General features: G+C 31.4%; 13 protein-coding genes and 1 tRNA gene. 10 read left to right on the top strand and 4 right to left on the bottom strand.

What is annotated here, in order from left to right; all coding sequences use genetic code 11:
* Positions 1–37: 37 nt before the first annotated feature.
* Positions 38–2,335, bottom strand: coding sequence for an ATP-dependent helicase (locus ABID96_RS05395; protein ID WP_192601150.1), 2,298 nt, complete (start codon positions 2,333–2,335; stop codon positions 38–40).
* Positions 2,336–2,457: 122 nt separating this feature from the next.
* Here ABID96_RS05395 and ABID96_RS05400 point away from each other — a divergent pair, with 122 nt between their 5' ends.
* On the top strand, positions 2,458–2,724 hold the full coding sequence (locus tag ABID96_RS05400) for a hypothetical protein (RefSeq protein WP_192601151.1): 267 nt from the start codon (positions 2,458–2,460) through the stop codon (positions 2,722–2,724).
* A gap of 74 nt (positions 2,725–2,798) precedes the next feature.
* On the opposite strand, the gene ABID96_RS05405 is transcribed toward ABID96_RS05400, so the two are convergent.
* From ABID96_RS05405 to ABID96_RS05415, 3 genes are all read right to left on the bottom strand, one after another.
* Positions 2,799–3,230, bottom strand: coding sequence for a GNAT family N-acetyltransferase (locus tag ABID96_RS05405; protein WP_192601152.1), 432 nt, complete (start codon positions 3,228–3,230; stop codon positions 2,799–2,801).
* Positions 3,227–3,742 (bottom strand): YjcG family protein, encoded by a 516-nt coding sequence (locus tag ABID96_RS05410; RefSeq protein WP_192601153.1) that lies wholly within the window; start codon positions 3,740–3,742, stop codon positions 3,227–3,229. Before ABID96_RS05410 ends, ABID96_RS05405 begins: the two co-directional genes overlap by 4 nt.
* Positions 3,743–3,855: 113 nt before the next feature.
* The gene (locus tag ABID96_RS05415) at positions 3,856–4,584 is read right to left on the bottom strand and encodes an alpha/beta hydrolase (protein ID WP_192601154.1); all 729 of its coding nucleotides are present in this window, start codon (positions 4,582–4,584) and stop codon (positions 3,856–3,858) included.
* 115 nt (positions 4,585–4,699) lie between these two features.
* Between ABID96_RS05415 and ABID96_RS05420 the strand changes: the two genes are divergently transcribed.
* The 9 genes from ABID96_RS05420 (at position 4,700) to ABID96_RS05460 (ending at position 12,838) form a co-directional block, all read left to right on the top strand.
* Positions 4,700–5,614: a DMT family transporter gene (locus tag ABID96_RS05420; protein ID WP_192601155.1), complete on the top strand. Its 915-nt coding sequence runs from the start codon at positions 4,700–4,702 to the stop codon at positions 5,612–5,614.
* A 154-nt stretch (positions 5,615–5,768) separates the two neighbouring features.
* A complete protein-coding gene (locus ABID96_RS05425) occupies positions 5,769–7,085 on the top strand; it encodes a potassium transporter TrkG (RefSeq protein WP_192601156.1) in 1,317 nt (438 codons plus the stop codon).
* 12 nt (positions 7,086–7,097) lie between these two features.
* Positions 7,098–7,754 (top strand): potassium channel family protein, encoded by a 657-nt coding sequence (locus ABID96_RS05430; RefSeq protein WP_192601157.1) that lies wholly within the window; start codon positions 7,098–7,100, stop codon positions 7,752–7,754.
* A gap of 94 nt (positions 7,755–7,848) precedes the next feature.
* Positions 7,849–8,649: a DUF6944 family repetitive protein gene (locus ABID96_RS05435; RefSeq protein ID WP_192601158.1), complete on the top strand. Its 801-nt coding sequence runs from the start codon at positions 7,849–7,851 to the stop codon at positions 8,647–8,649.
* A gap of 97 nt (positions 8,650–8,746) precedes the next feature.
* Positions 8,747–9,982: a helix-turn-helix domain-containing protein gene (locus tag ABID96_RS05440; protein WP_192601159.1), complete on the top strand. Its 1,236-nt coding sequence runs from the start codon at positions 8,747–8,749 to the stop codon at positions 9,980–9,982.
* 116 nt (positions 9,983–10,098) lie between these two features.
* Positions 10,099–11,370: an MFS transporter gene (locus tag ABID96_RS05445; RefSeq protein ID WP_192601160.1), complete on the top strand. Its 1,272-nt coding sequence runs from the start codon at positions 10,099–10,101 to the stop codon at positions 11,368–11,370.
* Positions 11,371–11,490: 120 nt separating this feature from the next.
* A tRNA-Val gene (locus ABID96_RS05450) sits at positions 11,491–11,563 on the top strand.
* A 407-nt stretch (positions 11,564–11,970) separates the two neighbouring features.
* Entirely contained in the window at positions 11,971–12,330 is a 360-nt protein-coding gene (locus ABID96_RS05455) for a hypothetical protein (protein WP_377896716.1), read from the top strand.
* 214 nt (positions 12,331–12,544) lie between these two features.
* Positions 12,545–12,838, top strand: a complete 294-nt coding sequence (locus ABID96_RS05460; protein WP_377897030.1) for a helix-turn-helix domain-containing protein — start codon at positions 12,545–12,547, stop codon at positions 12,836–12,838.
* Positions 12,839–13,154 lie beyond the last annotated feature (316 nt).

Below are 13,154 nucleotides of genomic sequence, written 5' to 3' on the forward strand. Positions count from 1 at the left end.
TGAGCTATAGAAGGCTCACCCTATACTTTTTTCTATTTTATTTAATGGTTTTCGTTAAAAAGCGTTTAATTAATCTTGATGGATATGCTTTTTTTCCTCTTCTTTTTTGAAGAATAGATAAGTATAATAATTTTCTTGCTCTCGTACAGGCTACATATAATAAACGACGTTCTTCTTCTAATTGATCCATCGAACCATTTTTTAATGATTCCAAAGCATAATCATGTGGGAAGCCACCATCGACAGCACCTAAGATGTAAACAAAATCATATTCTAAACCTTTAGAACGATGTGCCGTTAGAAGGGATATACTACCTGACTGGTTATTTTTTTGTTGTTTATATTCCTTGAACTTTGCAGCGATATGAAACGCGTGCTGGGTTAGTTCTCGAACCGTTCTAAAGTTTCTGCTGACTACTTTCAAATCCCTTAAATCATCAGAAGGTCGTTCAATTTTATTCGATTCATTTCCACGTTTTTTAATATAATCAGTAAACGCTGGACTTTCCTCAATTCTTTCGATTGCTTCAAGAGGAGAAGTCGTTTTTAAATGACGAAGAACTTTTATTAGTTTCTCAATTTTTTTAAGCTGAAACGGTGCAGCGCTATTAATTGTAGTAAACGCTTCTAAGAATGAAAGGTTTTGTAAAACACTATTCATTTTTGCCTCTTGAAATGCTTGCTGCTTAAGAAAAAATACGGGTAATATTTCTTTTAATGCAGCTTGATGGTCTTCATCTTCTATTAATAATAAGAATGAAATCATCTTTCTAATAATAGGACGATCATAAAATGAATCTCCATCTTGATCGATCGTAAACGGTAAACTCGTCGCAATTAACCGTTCAAATAGTGCTCTAGAAGCAGTATTCGTACGATATAAGATAGCAAATTGTGAAGGGTTCGCACCATTTTTAATTTTTTCTTTAATATCATTCACAATCATCGTAGCTTCTTCTTCTTCATCAAATGGGAAGAAGAAAGATGGAACCTGGTCATGATCATATTGCGCATGCATTGATTTAACAAATCGATTCTTATTTGGTTTGATTACTTCATTTGCAAGTGAAACAATCCCATGAGATGAACGATAATTTTCATTTAAATGATAAATTTTTGATCCTGGAAAATGATCTTTAAATTCTAAAATAAAGCTCGGGTCGCTACCACGGAATGCATAAATAGACTGATCATCATCACCAACAGCAGTAACATTTTGTGTATGCTGAAAAAGGATTTTTAAGATTGAAAATTGTATTTTATTAATATCTTGAAATTCATCTACTAACAGACATTTAAAGCGATTTTGATATTGAGCTAGTAATTCAGGATAATGATTAAGCATTTCAAAGCATCCTAGAAGCATGTCGTCAAAATCAAATTGTCCGTTTTCCTTTTTTATTTCTTCATATCCTTCATAAAGTGATGCAACTTGTTCTTCCCAAGCATCGGTTGGACGAATTTCGTGGGGATAAACACATGAATTTTTCCATAATCCAATTTGTTGAATCGCTTGATCATAAGCAAAAGATTTTTCATCAATTTCAAGTCTACGACCAACTTGTTTCAACATGATTTCTTTTTGAAAATCAGATTTGATAAGTCTTGAAGAGTCCCACTTGTCACGATCAAAGCGTAATAGCATCTTGTAAAAAATACTATGAAACGTACCAATTTCCATTTGTTGAATCGAGTATCCAAGATTTCTCATACGTTCTTTCATTTCTAATGAGGCTTTTGAAGTAAAGGTAACTAGCATCATTTCATGTGGCTTGATTCCTAAATTCATTAAATGCATTGCTCGAGTCGTAATAACTCGAGTCTTTCCACTACCAGCTCCAGCGAGTACAAGTAAAGGAGAACCAGTGTGAGTAACTGCATTCCATTGCTGTTCATCTAATATTATTTGATTCATTACATGTTTAGTTGCTTTTTGATCAGCACTCTCATAAGGTGGAATATGATAAAAAGGTAATCTAGCAGTAAATGTATTTTCTTCACTTTTTTCAATAGTTGCCAAAGAAGATATAGCTCTTTTTTTTGGAAGTTTAATGACACTACCTTCTATATTTGTATCAATCATTGTAGTGTTGTTGGAGTTTGTTTGAATCGATTTTTCTAATTCAAAACTTTGTTGTTTACATTCTAGGTTTTGCTCTTTATTTGTATGATAAAAATAAGGAGTTTCATAGATTGATAAAGTTAAAAATATGTTTTGTTGACAGTGTACACATTTAACTTCTCCACGAATACTAGCTTGATAAATCTCCTCATATCTTGACCTGGGGAAATCTGGTAAATAGATTGTTTGATTTTGATAGTTTGCAGTTTTCATCTTGTTCCCCCTAAAAATTAAAAGCAGACTCATCTATGTTACCAAAAAGTATTGTATACGAAAAGTGAATTCATTTAATTGGAAAAAAGTATATTTAACAGAGGAAAGAGAAGAGGGATGACATGGGATATATTCCACCTTTACATTACTCGGCTTATCATCACTATATTTCACAAAAAAATGGATATTTACATATACCTTTTATGTTTACAGAAGTCCAGAAAATAAACAGATTCAAAGAGGATCAAAAGCTGTATGCAAAAAAAGTTACTAATCATTATCAAAAAATGAAATCTGATGTTGTTTTAAATAGTTTACAGGATGATACTGCACAAAAAGTAATCAGTGAATTGACTGGTATTGGAAGAATGATTAATGTGTTGATTTGAGGATTGCCAATAATCTATTAGGAATGAGCATAAAAAAGCTATGATTCAAATAAGAATCATAGCTTTTTATCTAATTAGATTAATGTTATTTTCATTTCTGCATGAGGAATTCCTGCTTCATAAAAAATCTCAGATGAAATATGATATCCTAATTTCTCATAAAAAGGAATCGCGGATTCTTGAGCATGTAATACCAATTGAAGAATGCCGTTTTCCTTTGCAGTTTTATGAATTAAGTGCATGATGTCATTCCCAATTTGTTTTCCACGATAGTCTTTTCTTACACATATTCGTTGTACTTTGCCATTTGAATCAATTACTCTTAGACGTCCAGCTGCAATTGGTTGTTCACCATCGTATGCAACAAAATGAAAGCATTCATTGTCTAAGCCATCAAATTCTAAGTCTTTTGAGATTTGTTGTTCAACTACAAAAACTTCAGTTCGAACCTTTAAAGCATCTTGGATTTGTTCATCCGTTTTTGCAACGATTGTTTCAATGGTCATTGTTTAGCTCCCAATTTAAATGTTTCATAAACTTCCCAAGCACCATTTTCTAATTGGTAAACTAATTTAATGCTATCAATCATTTCATTGTAAGAAAATTGAATCATACTTAATTGTCCTAGAATATCACCAAATTCAGCATCTTGAAGCTGCTGACCAATTGTAATATGTGGTACAAATGCATATTCTTTTGTTTTCGGAAATGCACCAGTATGCATTTTCTCATGAAGCTCTTTTAGAGCATCAACAGGTGTAACTTTTAAATAAATGACATTATTAACAGGTGCAAAAGAACTTACTTTATTTATTTCCAATTCAAATGGCTCAATGTTACTAGCAATCTCATTTAGTTGAGAGATGATTGTTGGAAGTTGATCGTCGTTCAGCTCAAAACCACTTCGTATTGTTACATGAGGAGAAATTAAAGTATAAGCTGGATCAAAACGTTTTCTAAACTCATTTGCCTTATCTTGAACAAATTTTGATGGAAAAATAACCACGCCACATTTCATAAAAATTACCTCCTGTTTTCGATACTTTTATAGTTAATTTTAATAAATTAACGCTTTTAATGATACCAATTTTAATTATATCAAATTTTTGAAAAATCGATAAGTTTGATGAATTATTTTGCTAAACTAATTTTTAACAAGTCTTCTAATTGCTTCTCCCAATTCGTCCAAGTGTGATCTCCATCATACTCTGCATAATGTAACTCAACTGGGCATTTCGATAAAAATTCTTTTAATTTTAAACCATCTTTTATAAAATTCACCCATTGCTTGCTAGGTGTAAACACATTGTCTTCCTGCGTTCCAACAGTTTGTAAAATTGATAAAGTTGTTGTTAAAGGTTTCTGTTCTAAAAATTGAATCACATCATCATTTACAAATGGTGACTGCATAATGACTTTTCCAAAAGTATTTGGATACGTAAAGGCAGCTTGTAATGAAACAGTGCCACCAAGTGAATCACCTATTAATGTTCTACTATGTGCAAGGCCAAGTAGTGGTAAGTGATCATCTAAATAAGGTAGTAATTCTTCAGCTAAAAAACGAATATAGCTTTTCTGACCTTCCTGAGATGGATGATAAAGTGAGAATCGTTCTTTCGGGTTTGAATATGGTATTCCAACAATAATAGTAGGTTGGATTGTGCCTTCTTTCGTTAATTTTTCGATGACACGATGAACTTTGCCTAAATTAAAGTAATCCTGACCATCTTGGGCAAGTAATAAATGATGTTTTATTAAAGGAGTATATTGACTTGAGTAATAAATAGTAATTGTAACTTCCTTTTGAATATGATTACTATAAAGGGTATGTTCTTTTCTAGTTCCATTTGTTTGAATCATAAATGTCTCCTCTTCTTTTCACTAGGATGATATAATTAGATGTTACTTCATTGAAAAAATTAAGAAAAGCAAAATGTGTTACGCTTTCATAAAAGTTTATATAAAGAGGTGAAACATGAACACAAAACAGCCAAATGCAATGATTTCATTACTAATTATTTCTATCATTGCAATTTCTACATCTGCTATTTTAGCAAAATGGACAAATGCTTCTCCGTCAGTTTTAAGTATGTATCGCCTCTGGTTTACGTGTTTCTGGATGTTACCTTTTGTTTTAAAGCGAAAAACTGAATTAAAAGCTTTAGAAAAAAAAGAATATAAGTCGTTTGCATTAGGTGGTTTAATGTTAGCCATTCATTTTATCCTTTGGTATGGATCACTTGTCTTCACATCTGTTGCAAGCTCGACAATTATCCTAGCGCTTCAACCATTAGTTGCCATGATATTAGGATTTTTTGTGTTTAAAGAACGAACTTCTATTACATCTAAAATCTGTATGATCATTGCAATTATAGGCGTGTTCCTAATTGGCTTTGGTGATATCGGTTTAAGTATGACAGCATTTAAAGGTGATATTCTTTCATTTTTAAGTGTAATTGCTGCAGTACTATATTTAATGGTTGGACAAACAACCGTAAAAAATACGTCTCATTGGGTGTATAGCTTTTTTGTTTTTGCATTTTCAGCTTTATTTTTAACAATTTATAATATCATTACATTTGATAACTTTTTTAACTATCAATCGACTGACTGGCTTATTTTTATTGCTTCTGCTATTATTCCATCTTTAGCTCATATCATTAATAATTACTTATTAAATTATGTAAATGCAACGACGATATCAATGAGTATTTTAGGCGAACCAGTTGGTGCATCAATTTTAGCCTTTTTCTTACTACAAGAAATGCTATCATCATTTCAACTTGTTGGTGGTACGATTGTAATTGTGAGTGTTGCTTTATATCTATATCAACAACAAAAAGAAACCACAGCAGTGAAAACGGAAGCAAATAATTCTTCATCAGCTTAATCCAAATAAATGTTCAGTTCAAATAAACTTTCTAATCAATATGAACAATTGATTGGAAAGTTTTTTATTTTTTGGAAGAAAATAGGTAGAATATGAAATATCAATAAATTTTTATCGCCATTATTGAACCCAATCTAAGGAGAAAAAGCAAAAAATGAAAAAAAAGAAAAAGAAACCTAGAAATCCCCTTCATTATATTTTCATCGCATATATATTGATAACCATCGTATTTTCATGCTTATATTTAATGCCATTTACAAGAATTGCTGATCTTTCATTAATTGATAGTATTTTTGTATCTACAAGTGCAATTAGTGTAACAGGATTAACAACAGTCAATCTAGTTGAAACATTTAACACATGGGGAAAGTTATTATTAATGATTCAAATGGAAATTGGCGCAATTGGAATTGTCGTATTTATTAGCTATGGATTTATGATGCTAGGGAAGAAAATTACGATTTCAAATTTACTAGTGTTATCTAAAGATCAAAATCAAAGCAGTATTAAATCAATAAGAAAACTAAGTTTGTCTGTATTATATACGTCATTGATTTTTCAAATAATTGGTGGGATCTTTTTTTATAGTCAATTTAGAGAGCATTTTCAATCGAGCAAAGAAACCTTACTTGTAACTGCATTTCATTCAATCGCAAGTTTTACAAATACTGGTTTTGATTTATTCGGTAATAGTTTATATTCGTTCCAAGAGAATGCTATTGTTTTATATGTAACAGCTGCGCTTATTTTTATTGGTGGCTTAGGTTATCCCACGATTATGGAATATATCTTTTCATTTAAAAAGAAAAAGTCCTTATTTACAAAAATAAATATGAGACTTCATTTTTCATTTGTGGTGTTAGGAACCATTTTATTTTGGTTATTAGAAAGAAATCACGCATTTATTCATTTAAGTACATTTGATAAAATAACAAATTCAATCTTTTTATCAGTTACGACTCGAAATGGCGGATTTGCAACTTTAGACATAGCGAATCTTACACTTCCTGCAATTTTGATCATATTAGTTCTTATGTATATTGGCGGAGCGTCATCAAGTGCTGCCGGGGGCATCAGATTAACAACAGTATCAGTTTTAGTCGCAAAAATGATAGCAGTTATTAAATCGCAAGAGGATACGGCAATATTTAGAACAACCGTCAAACGAAGTGTGGTTGACCGTGCCTTTGTCATTGCAATGAGCTTCTTATTATTAATCTTACTTTCAACTATTATCATTTCAACGATTGAGCCATTTGCATTAGATTTAATTTTATTAGAAGTTGTATCGGCGATTACAAATACTGGACTATCATTAGGAATTACGCCAAACATACATAGTTCTACTAAATTTATTTTGATTTTACTTATGTTTATTGGAAGAATCGGTATTTTTACAATGATTTATTTTGTACTTAGAGTTGATAAACAAAATTTAAAATATATTGAGAAAGACTTGGCAATCGGATAAGGAGGAGTCGCAATGGCAAAACAATTTTTAGTCATCGGTGCAGGTAGGTTTGGTCGTGGAATTGTAAAGGAATTAGATAGATTAGGACATGAGGTCGTTGTATGTGATAAAGAAAAATCTACTCTTGAAGAGCTTGAGGAATATACAGAATACGCCGTAATCGGAGACTTACGTGAGGAAGCACTGTTAGAGGATTTAAATGTAAATCATTTTGATGTGGTGTTTGTCGCAATTGGAAGTGATCCATTAGCTTCAATCTTAATCACACGTAGATTAAAGGAAAGAAATGTATCAAGAATTGTCTGTAAAGCAAATAACCGCGAAGTTGGGGGCATTTTAGAAAGTATTGGAGCGGATTTGGTTATCTATCCTGAAGAAGAAGCAGGTCACAAAGCAGCTAGACGTGAAGCGATGAATGGAATTATTGAGTATATTGAAATTACGAAAAAAATTGCTGCAGTTGAAACAGTGATTCCAGAGATATTGATCGGTAAGACGTTAAGAGAAATTGGTTTCTCAGTAAAGTATGAAATAACTGTCGTTTTAATTATCCGAAATGGTGAACCGATTGTTACAAATATTGGTGATGTGCGATTTGAAAGTGGGGATTACATTTTTATTGTTGGTGAAAAAACGAAAATTGAACATTTCAAAAAGAAGGTCGGCTAACTTTGAACCAATCAATATCTCACATAGGAACCTTTAAACATCATAGGTGAATATACTATTTCATCTTGATATTCAATGATTGGTGGTTAAAAAGGTGACGAATGAAAGGATCGAAGTACTTGGATCATGGATAACCGCTATTGGTACAATTGCGTCCGCAATAGGAAGTACACCTTTGAGACGTTTGCAAGGCGAAGACAAGAAAAAATGGGACTACATTAGTGAACAACTGGACTTTGGTGGAAATGCATTTCAGGCTATCGGGAATATTGTTGAGGTAGCTGGAACTGATGAGTTTACATTAGAAGTAGCTGGTGAAATTATTCAAGCATCTGGAAATGTAACCGTCTTATTTAGCATTTTGACTGAAGATAATGAAGTAAAAAAAATAAATTTAAATATCGTCGGAAATGCGCAGCAAGCATTTGGTGGTTTTTTAGCAGTTATAAATGAAATTGGGGACATCATTGAACAAGGTGGCGGTGATCCGACAAATGCCTTTGGAAATTTACTTCAGTCAATTGGTAATACCCTACAAGCAATCGGTGGATTATATGATCTTGAAATCGTTAGGGAGAAAGAAGCCCTTAGTATTGACGGTGATGGTGAAACTGAAGTAGAAGTTTCTGAAGAAAGTGTTTCTAATCCTCTTAATGAACAAATAAAATTAAATGGCGAAATCAGTGAACTATTAAAATACAGTGGAAGCTGGATCCAAGCAGCTGGATCGATCCTGACAGCCGTAGCCGAGCAAAGAGTACTTGCAAAGCAAGAAGCGGAAAAAAGAGAATTGGAAAATAAGAAAAAGAAGAAACCAAAGAAGAAAAAGAAGCGTGCCTCTAGTCATTCAGATAGTAAGAAAATACAATATACAGAATTCAAAAATAAGAGCTAACAAGCTTGAGAGGTATTGGGATGTTAGTTCTATACATATAAAGCTATTTTGAAAAGTAGCAAATTTAACAGATGTAAGATGAAAATGGGGTTATTTTATGAAGGAACTAAATGGTTTAATTCAAAAAGAAAACCTGACAATATTAGGTTCGATTATTAAAATCAATCGAATGAATCAGAATATGAGTCAGCAAGCTTTAAGTGAAGGTATTTGTGTTCCGTCGTATTTGAGTAAAATTGAAAACGGTGAAGTAGTACCTAGCTTAGAAATGATAAGGTTATTGTTTGGTGAGTTAAGTATAGTTTATCAAGACGATGTTACATTTTTACAAGAAACTCGAAATCAGCTTGAACTATTTTTTGAGGAATTAAATTTAAATGGTTTTATCAAATCAGGTGAGATTTTCAAACAGCTAGAACAAAATGAAGAGCAATTAATTCATTCACCCCTCATCATTGATTACTATATGGCGAAGCTAGCTTTTTATTGTGGAAGAAAAGAACAAGACCAATACAAGAGTGCAAAGAAGACAATCCAATACGTTGAAGGATTACTGAATCGTGTTCAAAAACATAGATTTCATTTTTATGAAGCCATTAATCTTTATATTGTTGAAAAGAACCTTAATCGCTCGAAAGATGAATTAATGCTAGCTCTGCAGTCTATGGAAACCGGTCATTTATATTATTTTTTAGCAAATGTTGAATATAAGTTAGGTAGTTATTATGGAGCGGTCATCTATGCAGAAAAAGCATTACACTATTATTTGGAAGAAGTAAATATCATTAATGTGAGCTTAACTCATCAATTTCAGGGATTATTAATCTATCAATTAGGAACGAAAGACTTATATGAGCGTTTTTTTGAAAAATCGATTAGCTATGCAAAGAAAATTAATAGAAATGACATTTTATTATCAACACAAATTCTTTACACTTACATCTTAATAAAAGAGAAAAATGCTAATGCGACTGAGCAATTAAAGCAAATTTCTAGTATTGTGTTGACTGATAAAACTCAATCCGAATTCAAAAGTTACTTGTTTTTACTGGAGTTACTGCATGCAAATTGGAAGGGGCATAAATCGGAAAAATATGTGGATGTTGGAAGTCAGAGTCCGTTTCTTCAAAGATTGTATCATACTTATGAAGAATTATTTGCGACAAATACTGTAAGTAAGGAGGCATATGAAGAGCTAAAAGAATTATATGAAAAAATCGGACATCAAAATTTATTCTGTGATTGTTTGCTAGATGAATTATGGATTTCTTATGTTGAAAATAATCGACTTTATAAGCAAGCCTACTTAAAATTGAAAAAAAGTAGAATGTGAGAAACTAATCGCAAAAAATACATTTTAAAGTAAGAATTAAGCTAAGTATTTCTCACAGACACCGCGTATCAAATAACCTTTTCGTGCTCTATAATGAGTTCGAGGGGGTGGAGACAATGATTCAAATACTAAAAAATAAGAATTTCTTTTATTTTTTTAGTGGTACATTTGCTTCCAGTATTGGCGACGTGCTCTTCAATTTTGCAATCGGACTATATATTTTACATTTAACCCATTCGGCATTTCAATTATCTTTATACGGTATGATTGGTGCAGTCACATGGTTAGTCTTAACGCCAATAGGTGGAGTTTTTACTGATCGTTGGAATCGCGTAAAGATTATTTATATGACTGAATTTATTAGAGGAATAGCTGTCTTAAGTTGTGGAATTAGTATGATTATGCTCGAAGACCAACAATTGATTCTCTATATATTATATGTAACGACATTCATCATAGCAGTAAATGGTGCGTTATTTGCACCAGCATCACAAAGTTTAGTACCATCTATTGTGAAAAATGATGAACTACTAAAAGCAAATTCATTAATGTCTTTAACTTATAGCATAAAGGATGTATTTGGAATCCTATTAGCAGGCGTAATGTATGCAATATTAGGACCAACGATTTTAGTCATCATCAATGGCGTGTCATATTTACTTTCAGGCTTTGCAGCACTTTTTATTAAAGTGATTGGAAATCAGGAACAATCAGAAAGTAAAAATAATGTGTTTACTGATTTAAAGGCTGGTATTGTCTATATCGTTTCAAAAAATAAACCGATTTTATACTTACTAGTGATGGTAAACATTATCAATCTAGCGAATGGACCAATTCAATCTGTTTTACTGCCATTTTTAATGAAAGAGTTTATTAAAGCGCCGGAAATTCATTTATCATATCTTTATTCTGCGTCAGCCCTAGGTGGGGTATGTGGTACAATTGTCATCTCAAAATTAAATATATCAAATCAACCTTTTAAACTACTAAAAGCGTCATTTGGTTTGATGTTCATTGCCGTTATCAGTCAATTTATTTTTTTCCTATTATTTAAATCAAATGTATTAATTTATCCACTATACATCGCACTATTAATCGTTGTTTTCATTGGCAGTGGAATGATCAACGTATGTATGATGATCCCCATGCTAACATATGTACAAAAAGTAGTGAACAAACAATACTATGGTAGAGTTATGGCGATCTTCTCAACATTATCAGCCATCACAGCACCAATAAGTATGATGCTAGGCGGATTTTTAATCGACCAATTTAGCATTAGCAGCTTGTATATCATGTCAACTAGCATTCTACTTATTGCAATCATATTAAGTCGATTTTTTAATGAAACTGAAAACCAAAGCGTTATGGAAGAGCGGACGATATAAAAAAAGCAAGCCTGTAGCCACAAACCATAGGCTTGCTTTCTATTAAATTGCGATCTTGTCAGATAAAATAGTTTGACTTCATAATTACCAAAATTTATAATATATTTACATTCATATCATGATTCCATAGCTCAGCTGGGAGAGCACTACCTTGACAGGGTAGGGGTCGCTGGTTCAAGTCCAGTTGGGATCATAAAAAAGAATAAGCTCAAACCTTAGAGTAACAACGGTTTGGGCTTTTTTCTTGTTTAATTTTTTGGTTTTATTTAATTGAAAATTAAGTAATGTTCACATTTTGTTCACAAGGTTATTATTTTTGAAGGCTATTATTAAAAAAGGGCAAAATATCCAGAAATTGAAAGATATAATACTAGAACATAATTTCTAAATAAATTTCTTTATATTTATTTAGTAGGAATGTCTAAAAGAATACAGACGAAGTGATAGTAGAAATTTGTAATGTTTATTTTGTAGATTTAAAGAGGAGGAAAAGGCTGAGCTATAAAGATAATGATCTAATAAAAAAATAAAAAGATATTTCTTAAAGATAAGGTTTTATAAAATTAGTTGAATATAATAATAGAAATGGAAGTCAAATTAATGATAGAGAATTACTATAATGAGGAAATTGTAATATATAGCTTAGAAAACTACTCAAATATTGGATTAATCATTAAGATAACTTCAAAACAGTTTTTAAAAATAAAAATAATCCATTTTGGGTATAAAAATGGATTATTTTTATTTTTATTTCTTAGGAGTATTATATCTCAATTGAAAGAACAGAATGATTACCCATTAATCCTTACCGCAGTTCATATAAGTGAGATATTGAATGTGTCAAAACCTACAGCATATGAAGTAATGAAATTAAAGAGCTTCCCTTTACTGGAGTTCGGTAGATGTAAGAGAGTTTTGAGAGATGAGTTTTTCACATGGTTAAAAAATCCAAACAACTGATGAGAATTGATTTCTCTTTAGTTGTATTTTTCAATCGAAAGGTTATTATTTTATTTTTTAAGTCCCAAGTCAATATAAAGAAAATAAATACATTAATGTAGTGTTGTACTAAATGCAGAATCCTTTGATATTACATAAATCAGGGAATTTTTAATTTTTATCACAAGAAGAGGAAACAAGGATTAACCATTTTGTCGAACTTGCAAAAGCCTATATCTATGAGAATTATCGTGAAGACATCTCGCTCGTACAAATCGCAAACCATGTAAATCTAAATTCATTCTACTTTAGCAAAATGTTTAAAAAGAAAACTGGTGAAACATTTAGTGATTTTGTGATGAAGGTGCGAATTGAACAAGCGAAGAAGCTAATGCAGGATGACCGACTGAACTTAAAAGAAATTAATTATGAGGTTGGATATAAGGATCCGAATTACTTTAGTAGGGTGTTTAAGAAGTATGCGAATGAATCTCCGAAACAATTTCGGAGTAAGTTGATTAATAGGTAAATAGATTAGACGACTCAGGTTTGGGTCGTTTTTTTTGTAGATGTAATTGGCCAGAAGAACTCTATAATTATTGTTGGAGTAATATTAATAGAAAGTAATTATTTCAAGTAACTCTGTAACAATATTTGTACCCACCGTTATTTAAGATTAAATCTAACTATTTTAACTTATTTATTGTGAAGTTCTTTACTTAAACTAAATGGCAGTATAGTTTAAGTGAGATACTTCACAAACCGAATTGTATTTTTATATTTGTATGTCCAAATTTCAAGCTTTAAGTATTTAGTCTGTCTTAAATATGATAAATATCATAAGA

The sequence above is a fragment of the Gottfriedia sp. OAE603 genome (assembly GCF_040543965.1).
GTDB lineage: Bacteria > Bacillota > Bacilli > Bacillales > Bacillaceae_G > Gottfriedia > Gottfriedia solisilvae.